This is a genomic window from Desmospora profundinema (genome assembly GCF_031454155.1).
GTDB classification, from domain to species: domain Bacteria; phylum Bacillota; class Bacilli; order Thermoactinomycetales; family DSM-45169; genus Desmospora; species Desmospora profundinema.
On sequence record NZ_JAVDQG010000006.1, the window covers coordinates 142222 to 158997 of the forward strand.

General features: G+C 49.3%; 17 protein-coding genes. 7 read left to right on the forward strand and 10 right to left on the reverse strand.

All coding sequences use genetic code 11. The annotated features are described in order from the left end of the window. Nucleotides 1–20: 20 nt before the first annotated feature. Nucleotides 21–887 carry a fatty acid kinase binding subunit FakB gene (gene fakB / locus JOE21_RS13595; RefSeq protein WP_309867225.1) on the reverse strand — a complete coding sequence of 289 codons (867 nt, stop codon included), beginning with the start codon at nucleotides 885–887 and terminating at the stop codon, nucleotides 21–23. A gap of 178 nt (nucleotides 888–1065) precedes the next feature. Here fakB and JOE21_RS13600 point away from each other — a divergent pair, with 178 nt between their 5' ends. Together JOE21_RS13600 and JOE21_RS13605 are read left to right on the forward strand one after the other, a co-directional pair. Then, nucleotides 1066–1530, forward strand: a complete 465-nt coding sequence (locus JOE21_RS13600) for a tRNA (cytidine(34)-2'-O)-methyltransferase (protein ID WP_309867227.1) — start codon at nucleotides 1066–1068, stop codon at nucleotides 1528–1530. 19 nt (nucleotides 1531–1549) lie between these two features. Then, a complete protein-coding gene (locus tag JOE21_RS13605; RefSeq protein ID WP_309867229.1) occupies nucleotides 1550–2266 on the forward strand; it encodes an HAD family hydrolase in 717 nt (238 codons plus the stop codon). Between the two features lie 81 nt (nucleotides 2267–2347). Here JOE21_RS13605 and JOE21_RS13610 read toward each other — a convergent pair whose 3' ends face one another. Both JOE21_RS13610 and JOE21_RS13615 read right to left on the reverse strand, forming a co-directional pair. Then, on the reverse strand, nucleotides 2348–3817 hold the full coding sequence (locus JOE21_RS13610; RefSeq protein WP_309867232.1) for an amidase domain-containing protein: 1470 nt from the start codon (nucleotides 3815–3817) through the stop codon (nucleotides 2348–2350). Nucleotides 3818–4256: 439 nt separating this feature from the next. Further along, nucleotides 4257–4817 carry a DUF4253 domain-containing protein gene (locus JOE21_RS13615; RefSeq protein WP_309867234.1) on the reverse strand — a complete coding sequence of 187 codons (561 nt, stop codon included), beginning with the start codon at nucleotides 4815–4817 and terminating at the stop codon, nucleotides 4257–4259. Nucleotides 4818–4877: 60 nt separating this feature from the next. Between JOE21_RS13615 and JOE21_RS13620 the strand changes: the two genes are divergently transcribed. Together JOE21_RS13620 and JOE21_RS13625 are read left to right on the forward strand one after the other, a co-directional pair. Further along, nucleotides 4878–5051, forward strand: a complete 174-nt coding sequence (locus JOE21_RS13620) for a hypothetical protein (RefSeq protein ID WP_309867236.1) — start codon at nucleotides 4878–4880, stop codon at nucleotides 5049–5051. 699 nt (nucleotides 5052–5750) lie between these two features. Further along, nucleotides 5751–6251: a metallophosphoesterase family protein gene (locus JOE21_RS13625; protein WP_309867239.1), complete on the forward strand. Its 501-nt coding sequence runs from the start codon at nucleotides 5751–5753 to the stop codon at nucleotides 6249–6251. Nucleotides 6252–6426: 175 nt separating this feature from the next. Here the strand turns inward: JOE21_RS13625 and JOE21_RS13630 are convergent, their stop codons facing one another. From JOE21_RS13630 to JOE21_RS13660, 7 genes are all read right to left on the reverse strand, one after another. After that, complete coding sequence (locus JOE21_RS13630) at nucleotides 6427–6918, reverse strand: SMI1/KNR4 family protein (RefSeq protein WP_309867242.1); 492 nt, start codon at nucleotides 6916–6918, stop codon at nucleotides 6427–6429. Nucleotides 6919–7053: 135 nt separating this feature from the next. Further along, entirely contained in the window at nucleotides 7054–7500 is a 447-nt protein-coding gene (locus JOE21_RS13635) for a hypothetical protein (protein WP_309867245.1), read from the reverse strand. Then, complete coding sequence (locus JOE21_RS13640) at nucleotides 7500–8195, reverse strand: pre-toxin TG domain-containing protein (protein WP_309867248.1); 696 nt, start codon at nucleotides 8193–8195, stop codon at nucleotides 7500–7502. Before JOE21_RS13640 ends, JOE21_RS13635 begins: the two co-directional genes overlap by 1 nt. A gap of 209 nt (nucleotides 8196–8404) precedes the next feature. After that, nucleotides 8405–8683 (reverse strand): hypothetical protein, encoded by a 279-nt coding sequence (locus tag JOE21_RS13645; protein WP_309867250.1) that lies wholly within the window; start codon nucleotides 8681–8683, stop codon nucleotides 8405–8407. Further along, nucleotides 8684–9433 (reverse strand): pre-toxin TG domain-containing protein, encoded by a 750-nt coding sequence (locus JOE21_RS13650; protein WP_309867252.1) that lies wholly within the window; start codon nucleotides 9431–9433, stop codon nucleotides 8684–8686. It lies immediately after the preceding gene. Beyond that, nucleotides 9430–10620 carry a hypothetical protein gene (locus JOE21_RS13655; RefSeq protein ID WP_309867254.1) on the reverse strand — a complete coding sequence of 397 codons (1191 nt, stop codon included), beginning with the start codon at nucleotides 10618–10620 and terminating at the stop codon, nucleotides 9430–9432. The genes JOE21_RS13650 and JOE21_RS13655 overlap by 4 nt, the downstream gene beginning before the upstream one ends. Further along, nucleotides 10617–11174, reverse strand: a complete 558-nt coding sequence (locus JOE21_RS13660) for a hypothetical protein (protein WP_309867256.1) — start codon at nucleotides 11172–11174, stop codon at nucleotides 10617–10619. Before JOE21_RS13660 ends, JOE21_RS13655 begins: the two co-directional genes overlap by 4 nt. Before the next feature lie 1066 nt (nucleotides 11175–12240). On the opposite strand from JOE21_RS13660, the gene prkA reads away from it, so the two are divergent. The 3 genes from prkA (at nucleotide 12241) to JOE21_RS13675 (ending at nucleotide 16728) form a co-directional block, all read left to right on the forward strand. After that, entirely contained in the window at nucleotides 12241–14139 is a 1899-nt protein-coding gene (gene prkA / locus JOE21_RS13665; protein WP_309867259.1) for an ATP-dependent protease PrkA, read from the forward strand. 32 nt (nucleotides 14140–14171) lie between these two features. Next, nucleotides 14172–15323 carry a sporulation protein YhbH gene (gene yhbH, locus JOE21_RS13670; protein WP_309867262.1) on the forward strand — a complete coding sequence of 384 codons (1152 nt, stop codon included), beginning with the start codon at nucleotides 14172–14174 and terminating at the stop codon, nucleotides 15321–15323. 643 nt (nucleotides 15324–15966) lie between these two features. Then, nucleotides 15967–16728, forward strand: a complete 762-nt coding sequence (locus tag JOE21_RS13675; protein WP_309867264.1) for a cyclase family protein — start codon at nucleotides 15967–15969, stop codon at nucleotides 16726–16728. The last annotated feature ends 48 nt before the right edge of the window (nucleotides 16729–16776 follow it).

Sequence of the window (16776 nt, forward strand, 5' to 3'; positions counted from 1 at the left end):
TCGTATGAAAACGGTGCCAATTATGCTTGTGATGGATGGGTTTCCCCGTCGACCGGATGGACGACCAAGCCGAGGAGACCGGGGCCGGTGTGGACTACGAGAGCGGGACTGATGTTGCTGATATACAGCTCACAGACGTTTTCCATCTCTTTAAACCGCTCCTTGAGCGCTGCCGCTTCTTCCTCGGCCCGTCCCTGGAGGATGGAGATGTTGGCTTTGGTGGATTGGATCTGCTTCAGAACCGGATCGATTAATTTTTTCATTGCCTGATTTTTGCCGCGGGCAAGAGTGTGGGGATAAAATTTTCCTTCCTTATCCAGAGAGATGATGGGTTTTAAGTTAAGCATGGAACCGAGGCTGGCCGCCACTTTGCCGATGCGGCCGCCTTCCCGCAAGTACTCCAGGGAATCGACGATAAAATACCCCTTCACTTTTTCTTTTAGCTCTTCCAACTTAACCACAATCTCTTCATAATCCACCTTTTCCCGGATCAACCGGGCCGCTTCCAGCACTTGAAAGCCCAACACCCAGGATAACCCTTTGGAATCGATGACATCCATTTTCATCTCCACCTCTTGGGCGACCAGACGAAAGGCGTTGTACGTTCCACTGAGGTTGGCTGACAGGGCGAGAACGACACAGTGGGTATATCCTTCTTTTTTCAGCCGATGGAAGGTGTCGGCGATGTCTTCCGGAGAGGGCATGGAAGTGGTAGGCACCTCTTCTTCCAGTCGATCGTATACTTCTGCCGGTGTGAGATCGATGCCGTCGCGATATTCCCCTTCCTTATAGATGATTCGCAATGGCACGACGTGGATGTCCCATTTCTTTAAGAGATCGACGGGCAGATCGCAAGAACTGTCCGTCACCAACGCAATTTTGCTCATGGTGAACCTCCTTTACCTACTTAGTATACGGGTGACCGAGGGCTCGGCACAACCTTTGTCACCTGTCTTCGGTTTCGCGCCAACCGGGTGACAGAGGTTTCACTGGTGTGTGGCCCGGTTTTTTCGCTACAATGGATAAGGTAGCCTGCAAACGAGAAGAGGGAAAGGAACTGTAGTCATGCCATTTCACATCTGTTTGGTGGAGCCGGAAATCCCCAATAATACCGGTAATATCGCCCGCACCTGTGCAGTGACCGGCTCGGTGTTGCATCTGGTGAAACCTTTGGGATTCTCCACCGAGGATAAGTATTTAAAGCGTTCAGGGTTGGATTATTGGCACCTCGTGGATGTGCGAATCCACGATTCATTTTCCGATTTTACCGCACATGTTTCCGGTGGCCGCTTCTTTTGCGCGACGACCAAGGCGAAGCGTCCGTATACCGCTTTTCAATACCGGGATGGGGATATCTTTGTCTTTGGTAAGGAGAGCCGGGGCTTGCCGCCGGAGATTTTGGAACCTTACAGGGATACGTGCATCCGCATTCCGATGCGACCGGTGGTGCGTTCCCATAATCTAGGGAATGCGGCGGCGGTGGTACTGTACGAAGCCTTACGGCAGCAGGATTTTGCGGGACTGGAGTGAGAAGGGGAAGGGTGATCGGATGTTCAAAGTAGTCTGCTTTGACTTGGATGGAACGCTGCTCCCGATGGACACGGAAGCGTTCGTGGAGCAATACCTGAAGGAGTTGGCCCCATTTCTGGCGCCGGTGTTGTCGCCGAACAAACTGGTGCCTTTGATTTGGGATGCCACACGAACAATGATTGAAAATACGGACCCCACACGAACCAATGAAGAGGTGTTTCAAGAGCGTTTTTTGTCCCGTTCGGGCTTCAAACGGGACGAGATTTGGCCGATGTTTGACCGTTTTTATAGCGAACACTTTCCGACCATGAAACAATACGTGGAACCGGGACCCCTGGGGCGGCAAGTAGTGGAAGCGGCGTTGAGCGGGGGGTATCGCGTGGCGGTGGCCACCAATCCCGTTTTTCCAAAAGCGGCGATCCGGGAACGGATGCGTTGGGCGGATGTGGATGATCTGGTGGAGTGGGTATCGGTATATGAAGAGACGCACCACTGCAAACCCCAGCCGGGATACTACCGGGAAGTGGCGGAACGGATGGGGGCGGCCCCCGAGGAATGCCTGATGGTGGGAAATGACTTACAGGAAGACATGGTGGCCAAAGGGGTAGGGATGAAAACTTATCTCGTCACCGACTGGCTGATCGACCGCGGCCACCCCGTTTATGAGCCGGATCAGCGGGGAACGATGGAAGAGCTTCTACGGGATCTGAAGGAAAAGCGCGGTTTATTTTCATGAAACCAGAAAACCGGGTCCATCCGTCGAAAGGATGGACCCGGTTTTTTCTTTAAAGCCTGCCCTGATAGGAAAGAGATCTCGTTACCGGGGGGTGTTGTCAGCAGTGCCCATTTTCCAACCGTATACGGTATAGCCGTTCCAGAACCAGTAGTGTAGCGGAGCATCTTTTTTATCAGTGGTATGCTGGGTCACATAGATTCTCCCATATTCGATTCTGGTGACAATGGCGCTGTGGTTGATGTGGCCGTCACCGTTGAGGTCACCGTGAACGATGTCGCCCACTTTCAGTTCAGACAGGCTGGTCGCAGGCTCGGCCCGTTTTTCCAGATGCTTGAACTGGCTGTTGGCGAGGCCCCAAGCGTAGGACGGTTTGGTGTCACTGTAATACCACCAGGGATCGCTTTTCCACTCTACCAATCCGCCGGCTTTCATCGCCTGGGAGGTGAAGTTGGTGCAATCGTACCAGCAGTCATAACAACCGCCCATAGCACGGCTGTAGTATCCGTATTCTTCGTTGTTCCGTTTGTTCCACCATTGGTAGGCATAGTCACGGGCTTTTTTTCGATCATACCCGTTGGCTTCTTTCATGCTATTGCCTTGAAGGGTTTCTTCTTCTTCCTCGACAGGGGGCTCTTCTTCGTTGCTGTCTTCGTCACGGTTTTCTTCGTTGTTTTCCTCTTCATTGGCGGGAGGCTCTTCTTCATTGGTTTCTTCGGAAGGAGGCTGCTGTTCATCATTTCCCTCTTCCTGAGAGGGGGGTTGTTGCTCTTCATTTTCGTCGCCCGTATCTTCGTCAGCCGGGGGCTGCTGCTGCCCTTCATCTCCCTGGTTTTCTTCTTCATTGGCGGGAGGCTGTTGTTGCTCGTTGTTGTCAGCAGGCTCTTCTTCCTCGGTTTCTTTACCGGGGTCGGCTGGAGCATTGCTGCCCGGCTTTTTCTTGTCCACGCCGGTGTCCCCAGCTTCTTCCGGTTCCAGTGATTCCGGTTGGAGAGGCTTGACTGATTGGATGGGAAGCAGATCGATCAGTTCCGCTTTTTCACCCGGGGTGAGCCCTTCTTTTTTCGCTTTATCTTCCAGCTCTTTGATTCGTTTGTTTTTGTGCTTGTTGTCGTAGTCAGCGACCTCTTTTGCATAATTGCTGACGCGTTTTTGTTCCTCGGGGCTCAGCCCCTCCAGGTCGGTGGCCGCTCCGATGACAAAGTCGCGGTATTTTTTGTCGTCCAAGTCTTCTTTTACAGGGGCTTGTTGTTTCTTCGCCCGCTGTTGGACGATGGTGACCGCTGTGGTGTGCTCCTGCTTGATCTGGTCTTTGGTTTTGGCCGATTCATTGTAGAGGGAGATGCTGTCGACCAGTTCTTCGTCAGAGATGCTGACCGTACGATCCGTGCTTACGCTTTCTTCCGGAGTGGATGATTTTACTTCGGCGGCTTCTTTGCTGTCCCCACTGAAGACACCGGCAAAGGCGAGGGAGCTTCCCAACACCAGAACCAAGGCCGCGGCCAGGATGGCGACCGCTTTTTTGTTTTGTAATAATTGCTTTACTTTCTCCAATAGCTTGTCCCCTCTTTCCTCCATTAAAATAAGAAAAAGATTTCGTCTTTATCGATTACTCTTTTATGATAGAATTCCGGCGAAGAGGGCGTCAATAGACTATTATGACTATTAAGCAATCCTGTCTTTTCCAATGAAAAAGGGGTTGAAATGGATAGAAGGAAAACGATCCCCTCCGTTGTTTAAACGGAGGGGATCTGGTCTAGTGCCTGTCTGTTTTTCCGTGATTAAAGAGAGGGTGGGGATGGCTTTTGGTTCGCCTTTGCACTCATAGAGCACCAGTCTCAACTGGGTCACTTCGTTTCCAGTCTCGCTATGCACTCATAGAGCACAAGTCTCGGCTAGGTCGCTTCGCTTCCGGTTTCACTCGCTTTTTGCAACGAAACGAAGACATCCATACCAACCCGGGAGTTCGCTCTACGGATTGTTCAGACACGCCCTAGTCCCACCAGAGCTGGACTTCGCGGGTGGCCCGGACGAAGATTTGAAGATCGTCCACGGATCCCACGCCTTGGTCGACGATGTCCGGACAAAGACGGTAGAGATCTTCGCAGAAGGCATCCCAATTGTTCGGGTCGCTCTTCAACCGAAAGGACACCATATCCGTTTCCGCGTGAAAGATGTCGATGCCTACTGCGTTATCGATCGCTTTCAACTCCCGGATCACATCGTCTGTGTCCATTTCGTAATTGGTCGCATTGGTTCGGGCGGTTCGAAGGATGTCCCACTGGTCTTCTCCCGGTGACAAAACCAGTTCCGCCATCCCTTCCCGGTCGTCCCCGGTATGATCCAACCATTTGGTGGATCCGATAAACGCAAGCGTTCCGGGGGGGAGAACGGAACGAAGGGCCGTTAATCCCGCTTCTGCTTCTTCTTTGTCCAGCAACAACGAAAGACCGCTTTCATCAGGTACCCGACCGAAATCTACAGTAAAAAAAGGGCGAACGTCCACTTCCACGGATTCCTGCAACAGTTGGCGAAGCGCATGAATATCTGACAAACCGTTCACCTCATCGGTTGGGATCATGTTTCTTGTCCAGTTTGATGAAGAGACAGTGGGATGTCAACCATGGATTGTGGACGAAATATCGTAAAACAGGACGGGGGAGGAGATCCGATCATGGATCCGTTTCTGCTCGGTGGAATGGTGATGTTTGCAGGTGTGGCCGCGTCGGGTCTGCAGGGGTTTTGGCATGCATGGTTTCCCGTCGTAAGCTTCACAGGGGCTCAGTAAAAAGTGGTTGCTCTCTCTTTCTCCCATCCTGATCGGGATCGGATTGACCGTGTCAGCGATGGTGGGAGGTATAGCACCGAGTCTGCGCTATATGGCATAGTTTGTATGGTTCCTTTTCATAAAGGAGTGGTGGAATCGTCGCCATCATCCCCAAGCAAAGTGGTGGCTGATTGGAGGAGTCGGTTGCTGCTGTTGTTGTTTTTTATATCAATCTGGGATCGATTATAATGGTAAAGGACCTATCATTCGTTGATCGAAGTGTTTTGAACGGAAGAGGGGGATTCCGATTGCCGGAAGGAAACGAGTATCGATTGACGAACATTCCCGTTTTTATGATCGGGTAGGGGAGAGTAGTCAGGTTTCGTTTCCTTCATACTTGATCAAAGACGACCCGACAAAAACGTTATATTAAACAAGGGAGAAAGTATTCACGGTATGGGGCTCCTATCAATTTGTCCTTTTTCGAGATGAACATATGGCGGCGATGGGAAATGCCGTCCCGATATTTTGGGATGGTATAATGCCGGAGCTTGGCAACCGGTTTAAGCGAAGAGGATATTGTCCTGTACGAAGATCCCCATGTATGGATGTGTCATACAATGGGGTGTGCGTGACTGGAGTCGTGCTTTCCAAGGAACGATTGACGTATATGGTTTTGGGGTACGGCAAAGCGATCACGTTTATAGAGGGGGAATTTCCATGCGTGTGGTGATCATTTCCGACACCCATATTCCCAAACGAGCCAAACAATTGCCGCTCCCGTTGCTTCGTGCTTTGGAAAAGCCGACCACAGCCATCTTGCATGCCGGAGATTGGGTGGACCCGTCCGTTTTCCGCGAACTGGCCCGCTATGCACCGGTTTACGGGGTTTACGGCAACTGTGATCCGCCGGAGGTGCGCCGCCTGTTTGGAGAACGGACCACCCTCCGCATAGGCCGTCACCGGATCGGGATGGTTCACGGTCACGGCCGCAAGGGGACCACTCTGAGGCGTGTGCTGGATGCCTTCGCAAACGATCCGGTCGACCTTCTCATCTTTGGTCACAGTCATATGCCGTACCGCAAACGCCATGGATCCATGCTCGTTTTTAACCCCGGCTCTCCCACCGACCGCCGCCGCAGTCCCCGGTTTTCATTCGGTGTGGCATTGTTGGGGGAGACGGTTCGTGTGAAGCATGTATTTTTTGAGCAGAGGGGGTAGGATTATTTTCTAATATGAAATTCATAGAGGATAGGCATGTATATGTGATTCTTTCGTGATAGAGCATTTAAAGGATCCTTATTTTTCTGGATTGGTTTATTTTAATCGTTGTTTAACAGGAGTATATAAAAGGAAGTGGCGATTTTTGATTGTGTTTCGTGCATTAAAAGACAGTTCATTTTACTCCATCATAAGCGTCGCCATAGGAAACAAAATCATCTCGAAGCCAATAATGTTCCTGCCCTTTCTGTTGCATCAATCGCTCTAACAGTTCGGTAAAAGATTGTGCAATAATCGCACAGTCACCAGCAACACCATGGCGATCCCAAAAACTGTCGTAGCATTTACCGAGGCGACTTTGATTCAAGTCAATACTTACATACTCCTCACTACCACCTTGGGCTACGATATACCAATCTGCTGTTATATCCCTTTCTATTTGTTCACCAATAATGATTGGATTGGCTAGAGCAAATTCATCGGATTTTAATAGACGAATTGGATAATCACTCTCTTCAAATAGAACTGCGCCGCTGCATAGCTCATAAAAATCTTTGAGGTCAGCAGGTAACATATGTTGTGGTTTCTTATCAGGAAGCCCGGAAGGGGCGTAAACGGTGCAATTAGGTAGATTTTTTAGCTTTGTTACAAGTTGCTTCATACTCATTCCAATTACTCACTCTTTTCGGTATATGTATTTATGGAGCTTACATAAAGGTAACCAACAATAAAGCCAGGTGCTATACCCCATAATAAATGGACTATAGCACCTGGCTTTAGACACCCCGAAGGATGTCAATCTTTAACCCTTAATTCTTTTCTTTTTATTGGTGAAAATTGAATAAATATAATCACCTTTTCTTCTATCAACACAAGCTGTTACCATTGTTAATGGACAAATAGGTGTCACATTTTTGGCTTTAAAGTTTATTTGGGGAATACCATAATAAATATACTTGGGATCATCCAATGACAGTTCCCATATTCCCTCTAATTCCTTACGAAAGGTTTCTCCTACATATCTAGCCAACGCATCTAGTTTAGTCTTATCTTTTTTTATCTCATCAATTGTTCTATAGTTGTTTAGTATCCATTTTTCTATACGTAGAAAGGAGGCTGGTGAAAAATCTAACTCTAATTCTTCTGGTAGTTCATTAATAAAATGATCGAGTGTATCCCACATCTCCATTAACCAAAATTGAAACTTGTCAAGTTCCTCTTCTTTGTTTAAGTCTTTTGGATAGGCCATTATATCCCACCTCTTTTGATAAATTTGTATTTAATACCCTCATCAATTAACATTTGCAACAGAGGCTCACTTGCAGTTGCATCTTCAAATACCCATGTGATATCCCATCCATCTTCTACTAGCATAGCATCTCTTTCAATCTCCCACCTTATTTCTTGTTTAGCTGAGAAATAGCCAGCATACGGGCCGTCACCGGTTCTTGTTTTATGTTCAATCGCTCTTTGAGCCTTTATATCAGCAAGATCAAGTATTCTCTTTTGTCCATTTATGGTAACACTTACTTCACGTTCTCCCCACCCTATCCTTTGATGATAAGCATTCATCGCTTCATTTGATCGTCCTGGTTTAATCACATTATTATCATAGTTTTTACTCCATCGTTCATAACTCCACGTTCCTCCGGCTTCTTTATAATCCTTCCACCTTTGTGCTTTATGTTCAGGTGTACCTGCCTTATAAACTTTACCAGCTTTCGCCGCATCCCCAATTTTATCTACCCGCCGGACAAACCCCACACCGGATGCCAATGCGCCGCCATAAGGCACCACACCGATGGTTCGCTCCCACCACTCCAGTTCTTCGCCGGTAATGGCATCTTCACCCGTGATCGCCTCGTAGATCCCTTTTATTGTACCGACCCCTGGAATAAAATCCAATCCGGTGGACAATAAGACGGCAAAAAGGCTCAATCCCACCGTGGCCGCCACTGCCGCTCGGGTCGTATCGAAGCAATCGGTGAAACTGCCGCAGTTATCGGCGAAGGCTGTCTCCGGAAACAGAAGGAAGCGGGTTAGACCCGCTTCCAACAGTTGCCGTTAGGCAAACGGCCAAGGTACTAAATATAAACCACATTCCTATGCATCAGTCTTTAGCTTGCTGTTATTTCTTGCATTTTTTGTTTGAATCAAATTATCTGTGTAAAGTCCGGGACACGTTTTTTGAATTCCTCTTTATCATCAAAACTTAACATCTTCGCTTGTTCGGGAGCAATAGCCCTTGATATATGAATTCCATGAAGGCAAGCATTACACCAGATAACCAAGAACCCAATTCTAGTTTTTGGATCACCCATATATTGGAAATCAACTTTCTTTTGACCACAATGAGGGCATTGAAGAGATGGAACATCTGGTAAGTTGTCATGAATCTCGCCAATTAGTTTATACCATTCATTTCTAGACATTTATTTCCCCTTCTTCAAGTAATAGTCCCACCACATATTTTCAGAACCATAAGCTCCATTTTCAAATTCAATTAACATATCTTTATCTTTTGGTTTTCCAAAGGTTTTAGTTTGATAAATATGCATTCTTTCATGTCCGATTGTTTTAACTAAAATCTCCCTACTATTAAAGGCATCAGGATAAAGTTGAATCTCCTTACCGTTTGGATTCGCCCATCCTGCTACATTCCTTCCAATCAATTCAGGGTCTCTCACTATATTAACTTTTATTCCTTGGAGTCCAATACCTGCATCTTTGGCAATTTGATTTACATGTCTTAACTGCATTGGTTCAGGTAAATCCTGAAAAGGGCCTGTGTTTTTGGTTTTTCGATACAAATCTCCGGATACACCCTCCACATCATTCGCCCGCTTCGCCAACTTGTAAAACCCATACCCGCCTCCAACCACCGCTGCACCATAAGGTACTACGCCGATGGCCCGTTCCCACCATTCCAACTCTTCCCCAGTAACGGCATCTTCACCCGTGATCGCCTCGTAGATCCCTTTTATTGTACCGACCCCTGGAATAAAATCCAATCCCGTACTAAGCAAGACAGCAAAGAGGCTCAATCCCACCGTGGCCGCGACCGCCGCTCGGGTCGTGTCGAAACAATCGGCGAAACTGCCGCAGTTATCGGCAAAGGCTGTCTCCGGAAACAGAAGGAAGCATCCGATCATCCATCCCCAAATCCATATTCGGCTACTCATGAAGCCTTCCCTCCTTCCGGTTGTTTGGTTTCCGGGAGGCCGGGATTCAACAGGTACAAGATCAGAAAGGACAAGGCGGTCAGAAGGAGAACGGGACGGAAGTTGTCGGTCCAGTACCACGCCTCTTGCAACACTTGCTGAGAAAATCCCTGGATCAGGACAAAACCGATGACCAGCCGGAACAATAGGGGAATGCGTTCCATCCAACGCGGCCAATCCCCCAGGGGGATGCGGATCAAGCCGTGGCGAGCAGCTTGCAGCAATAGAATGAACAGTCCCAGTCCGACGGCGTCCCAATAGGAATAGTAGAGTCCCGCGAGCAGCAACGTAATCCAAGCCGTCGACGCCAGGGTGCGAACGACTCGAGGAAGGCGCAAAGTCCATGGCACCACCGGCGGCGCTGCTGCCAGAAGATGTTCCATTTCATCCATGCGGATGCTTTTTTCCTGTTGGGAAGCGGTCAATCCCTGTAGGTAAATTCGCAGGATGGAAACCGTGACCGCGATCAGCAACAACCATCCGCCGTGCTCCTGCAAGGGCTCCATCGCCGATGCAGGAGGATCATCTCCGCTCCAAGTAAAAATGGGGCGGATTAGGATCGGTACCGCCTGGCTCCAGAAGTAAACCAGCGTCCAAGTGAGCGCCCCGTGCCCGATAAAAGCCCACCATCGACTGATCTCTCGAGACAGAGTCGGAGGCGGTGTCAACTGGGAAAGGAGGGATTTGGTCCAGACAGCGACATGTACCGTTAAAAAAGCGAGTAGGCCATAGGAGAGGAGCAAGGGCAGACGGATTTGCAACAAAGGTTCCCACACGCTCGTCTCCCCGGTCCATGGATCAATCACAATCCATTCCGGACGGGCCAGAAAAAAGTCACCCAAAATGAACCCGAAGAGAAACCCGATTCCCAGCCTCGCACTTAAAATTCCAAAAACAGCGGCTACCATCATCAGGATCATCGATTCCGTCCATGCCTGTTCATATCCCCACTGTCCCCACCCAAACCCTAAACCTGAAAAGAAGGCCAAGAGAGGCAACACGGCCGCAACCCACGGCCAAGCCGTCAGGAATAACCCATCTGTTAAAATCACCGGTAATCCGGGGGTGAGGTGGCGGGAGCGCAAGGGGAGATCCACCCACTCAAATCGAACCAGCCGTTTGATCGCTGAATCTATTTTCTCTATCAAGAAAGTTCCCCCTCCCATCGACGAAGCAGGCGTTTCGAAACATCGCCCAACACGATGCCGTAAATGATATGCCCAAAGATGGAGACGGACAAAAACTCATCCAGTGCCTTCAACCCCAGCCATCCCGGATAGACAGAGACCATCATGGTTTCCAGGATCAATGCCCAGACAATTCCGCCCCGGATGCCTTTGTGTCCAAAGGCGATGGTGTAAGCCATGGCGAAGCCCACCCCGTTGGCCAGATGAAACCCGACACCCAGGATTTCCACCCACCAGCCGTTGTAGCCGGTTCCCACCAGGGATTGACCGAAGATAAGGAAAATATCGAAAGGCCAAAACTGGATACCGGTCCATCGGATGAGAAGAAATCGGGAGGCGTCATAAGCCAAGGTGGCCAAAACCCCGGCGACCAGTCCCGCTTTGACCGCATGGTGGAGACGCGTTCGCTCCGCCGGACGGCTTCGTCGCCAAATTAACGAGCCGATGATGGAAGCGAGAAGCAGGATCACGATTAAGGTCGCTAGCATAGAAACACCGGAAAGAACATAAATCAACAGAGCGGCTCCGGTCGAAATAAAAAGTAACGCAAAAAGGTAACGATGCTTATGAGAGCACAGGGCCACTTCCTCCTTCGGGAAAATGGGATAATGAAAAGAATCGTGTGGTTTTAGGGAAGGATACATTTTCCACAGATTTAATCTTATACGGTTTTTGTCAATTGGTAAATAGAACCTTTCCACTGAAGAAGATCGATCTTATTTGAATTTTATCGATCAGCCACCATGATCGGTTCCTGTTGAGTGGATCCACTCAAGTATTAATGGATTAGGGTCTGTCTGGTAATTCAATTTTCCGCAAGAACGAGAGAGGGTCGGTATGCTGGCGGAGAGCCTTTGCACTCATAGAGCACAAGTCTCGCCTAGGTCACTTCGTTCCCGGTCTCGCTATGCGCTTTTTGCAACGAAACGAAGACAGCCATACCGACCCGGGATCCCGCCCTACGGATTTATCAGACACGCCTTAGTCAGGAATAAATCAGGCTATCGATGGTGGTTGATTTCGGATGATTGTGTTATCCTGTGGATAGGATAAATAGAAGCGGGGATGGTCCCCCGCTTCTGGTAGCTGCCGTCAGGCAGACGGCCAGAGAACAAGGATAACCCGCGTTCCTTTGCGTCAGGGGCGGGTTATTTCTTTTTGAGTGCCTAATATGCGATTACCACGGCTGCTAATTGCAGCACCAGGCCCATCGCTTGCAGGAGTGTTGTCGTATCCATCGGCATCACCCCCTTTTTCAAGGGTGTACCGCCCGCCCTATTGCTACTACCATCTACCATTCTGACAGAATAGAGCGTGAAAGGATCACACATTTGGTGTGATTTTTTTGTTTGAAAGCACTAGATTCGTAGGTCGGTTTTTTCTCCTTCATGAACCCTACCCGCAACATTGTCCTTTCCCACGCATAGGATAAACCATCTCATGGACCATCCGTCTCTTGATTTCGTTTGGTATTCCGTAACTTTTCCCATTATGGTTCATGTGTGAAAACAGTCGTGAATACGATGGAGTACAAACACCTAGAGAAGACATCATCGAGTGGAAGCTGAGAGGAGGGTTTCCATGGACATCCTGAAACGTATCGCTGAGCAGCGGAAGCAGGAAGAGAAGCTGGCATGGGAGGGAACCTTCGCTGAATATCTGGAAATGGTTCGGGAGCGTCCGGAATTGGCACAAACCGCTCATTCCAGGGTTTACAATATGATTGCCGATGCCGGTGTGGAGACCGGTGAAAATGGAAGCAAACAGTATTTGTTCTTCAGCCGGGAACTCTTCGGATTGGATCGGGCGATTGAGCGACTGGTGGAGGAATACTTCCACTCGGCCGCCCGCCGGCTGGATGTGCGAAAACGGATCCTTTTGTTGATGGGACCGGTCTCCGGGGGAAAGTCGACAATCGTCACGATGTTGAAGCAGGGCTTGGAACAGTATTCCCGTACGGATGCCGGAGCGGTTTATGCCATCAAGGGCTGCCCGATGCAAGAAGATCCCCTCCATCTGATTCCGCCCTCGATGCGAGCCGAAGTAGAAGAGGAGCTGGGGGTACGGATCGAAGGCAATCTCTGCCCTTCCTGCCGGATCCGGTTGAAAGAAGAATACGGAAACCGTATTGAGGACGTGCGGGTGGAACGGGTGCTTCTCTCCGAAGACGATCGGGTGGGGATCGGAACCTTCAGTCCCTCGGATCCCAAATCCCAGGATATCGCCGATCTCACCGGAAGCATTGACTTTGCCACCATCACCGAGTATGGATCCGAGTCGGATCCCCGCGCTTACCGATTTGACGGTGAATTGAACAAAGCTAACCGCGGCTTAATGGAATTTCAGGAGATGCTCAAGTGTGACGAGAAATTTTTGTGGAATCTTCTCTCTCTTACACAGGAAGGTAATTTTAAAGCGGGACGGTTTGCGCTCATCAGTGCCGATGAGCTGATTGTGGCCCATACCAACGAAGCGGAATACAAATCCTTTATCGCCAACAAAAAAAACGAAGCATTACAATCCCGGATCATCGTGATGCCCGTTCCCTATAATCTGGAGGTATCCAAAGAGGAGAAAATCTACGAGAAATTGATTCGCCAAAGCGACCTGAGTCATATCCACATCGCACCCCACGCCTTGCGGGCGGCGGCTACTTTCAGCATTTTGACACGGCTGAGAGAGTCCAAAAAACAAGGGGTCGACCTGGTGAAAAAAATGCGCCTCTACGACGGCAAGTCCGTGGAAGGGTACAAAGACACCGATGTGGAGGAACTGCGGAACGAGCACCTGGACGAAGGGATGTCCGGTGTCGATCCTCGCTATGTCATCAACCGCATCTCCAGTGCCCTGATCCGGACAGAAGCCGATTATATCAATGCCATGGATATTCTGCGGGCGATTAAGGACGGTTTGGATCAACATCCGTCTATCACGAAAGAGGAACGGGACCGTTATCTGAATTTTATTTCTATTGCACGCAAGGAGTATGACGAACTGGCCAAAAAAGAAGTGCAAAAGGCGTTTGTTTACTCCTATGAAGAGTCGGCCAAAACGTTATTGGACAACTATCTGGACAATGTGGAAGCTTACTGCAACTGGCAGAAGATCCGGGATCCTTTGACGGGGGAAGAGCTGGAGCCGGATGAGAAACTGATGCGTTCCATTGAAGAACAGATCGGTATCTCGGAAAACGCCAAAAAAGCGTTCCGTGAAGAAATCCTGATCCGCATCTCCGCTTATGCCCGCAAGGGGAAGAAATTTGACTACAACAGCCACGATCGCTTGCGGGAAGCGATCCAGAAAAAACTGTTCGCCGATCTGAAAGATGTGGTGAAAATCACCACATCCACCAAAACGCCGGATGAAAACCAACTGAAAAAGATTAACGAAGTGATTGCCACGCTGGTGGAAAAGTATGGCTACACCACCGCCAGCGCCAACGAACTGCTGCGCTATGTGGGGAGCCTCTTGAACCGCTAGTGGGACTTCGGGAGAGACAGGAGGTACCCCGGATGTCGAAACCCACCTTTATCGTGTCGGAAGAAAACTGGTCCTTACACCGGAAAGGCCATCAGGACCAGATGCGTCATCAGGAGAAAGTGAAGGAAGCGATCAAGAAAAACCTGTCCGACCTCATCTCGGAGGAGAGCATCATTCTCTCCGACGGCAAAAAAGTGGTCAAAATCCCGATCCGGTCCATGGAAGAGTATAAATTTCGCTTTAACTACAATAAAGGAAAGCATGTGGGGCAGGGAGACGGGAAAAGTCAGGTGGGGGACGTGATCGGAAGGGAGCGGGCCAAGGGGCAACCGGGGAAAGGGCAGGGGGCGGGGGATTCCCCCGGCCAGGATTACTATGAAGCGGAAATTTCGGTGGATGAGCTGGAGAGCATGCTCTTTTCCGAACTGGAACTGCCTCGCTTGCAACAAAAAGAACAACAGGAGATTGAAACCCAGGATATTCGTTTTAACGACGTGCGGAAAAAAGGGCTGATGGGAAACATCGATAAGAAACGGACCCTTCTCAACTCCCTGAAACGGAACGCGATGAAAGGTAAGGAGGGCTTCGGCCGCATCTCCGATGAGGATCTTCGGTTCAAGACGTGGGAAGAGATCGTGATTCCCCACTCCAACGCCGTTGTGATCGCTATGATGGACACCTCGGGTTCCATGGGCATTTTTGAAAAATACATCGCACGCAGTTTCTTCTTTTGGATGACCCGCTTTCTTCGCACTCAATATGAAAAAGTGGAAATCGTCTTTATCGCCCACCATACCGAGGCCAAGGAAGTTTCCGAAGAACACTTTTTCAGCAAGGGAGAATCCGGCGGCACCATCTGTTCCTCCGCCTATCGTAAAGCCCTGGAAGTGATCGACGACCGTTATCCGCCGCACCGCTACAACATCTATCCCTTCCACTTTTCCGACGGCGACAACCTCACCTCCGACAACGAACGCTGTATAAAGTTGGTTCGGGAGCTGATGAACCGCTGCAACCTTTTCGGCTATGGGGAAGTGAATCAATATAATCGCCACAGTACCCTCATGAACGCCTACAAACACATTCAGGATGAGACCTTTATGCACTATATCATCCGGGAAAAGGGGCAGGTGTACAATGCATTGAAGCATTTCTTCGGGAGGAGGGAAGAAGCGATAGGGTAAAAAGAGAAAAATCCGCTCCTTAAACAGGGGCGGTATTTTTCTTTGATAAGGGAGTATGATTTTTCTCGGCCCGGTGGAGAGGATTTTTGTTCTCTCTTGCCTATGAATATATTACCATGTTGTGAGTTGGGATTAGCCTAAGTGGAAGTGATTTTTGATGAAAAAGAGTTTACGCATCCTGATTGTATTCGGGTTGGTTGGAGTTGGGGGAGCAGTTGAAGATGGTTCCCTTAGTTTGTGACGAAAGGGAAGATTAGACTGGAAGAGCCCTTTGGAGTCCCTCAGGAACTTAGCAAACCGTAAAGGACTTCCGAATCTTGATGGTTACTTTTTTACTTCGTATTTGGGTTTGGTGTCGCTATCCCCAACCCCCTGGCTCGTCTGTCTTTGAATCACCCGGGTAACGGGTAGGGACCGAGCAGAGAGGACAGGGGGTCGGAAAGCCGGGCGGAGATCAAACTCCCTGATGATGAACCGGTATGCGTTTGCGGGAGGAAATTCGATTTTACTTGTAGAACTGGATGGGCATGTACTACTGGATACGCGGTTGCCGGTATGGGTCGTACCTGTTTGCGGAAGCTGCTGAAGGACGTCACCGATTCGCCGGTAAAATCATTTATATTGACGGAGGGAGGATCCATCATTGAGGAAGCTGATAGATTTGAGTGATAAACTTAGCAATGATACGACATCATTTGAATTGAGCCCTCATCAAATCCGATATTTTGACCATAAGGCGGGGACTCAACAGGTTAAAGAGGTTTTAGGGTTGGGTGAAGAAACCTTTCCCAACGGAATCGCTTGGGCAACCGAAGAAGTGGTCCTGAATACTCACTCAGGAACTCACGTCGATGCGCCATATCACTACGGCCCCTTAAGCGGTGATCAACCGGCTAAAACCATCGATCAGGTGCCGCTTGAGTGGTGCTATGGTGATGGGGTAGTCCTGGATATGCGACACAAAAAAATCGGTGAGGCGATTACGGAAAAAGATTTGCAATCAGAACTGGAACGGATTGGCTATCCATTAAAGCCGTTAGATATTACCCTGATTCACACAGGTGCGTCAACGTTCTTCGATCAGCCCGGCTATGCTTTTAAGCAACCCGGACTCAATCGAGCCGCAACGGAATGGCTGGTGGACCAGGGCATCAAGTTGATCGGTATTGATGCATGGGGGTTAGATCGACCATTTGATCGAATGGCTGTAGAGGCGAAGGAAGGAAAGGGGCAATTTTGGGAGGCACATCTAGTAGGGAGAGAAAAAGAATATTGTCAAATTGAAAAGCTATGCAACCTGGATCAGATTCCAAAACCATACGGGTTTAAAATCTCGGCCTTTCCGATCAATATTAAAGATGCCAGCGCGGGCTGGAGTCGAGTGGTTGCGATTATAGAAGAGTAATATAATAACGAGGGCTTGCACAAAAGCAAAACTACATAACCATGGTCG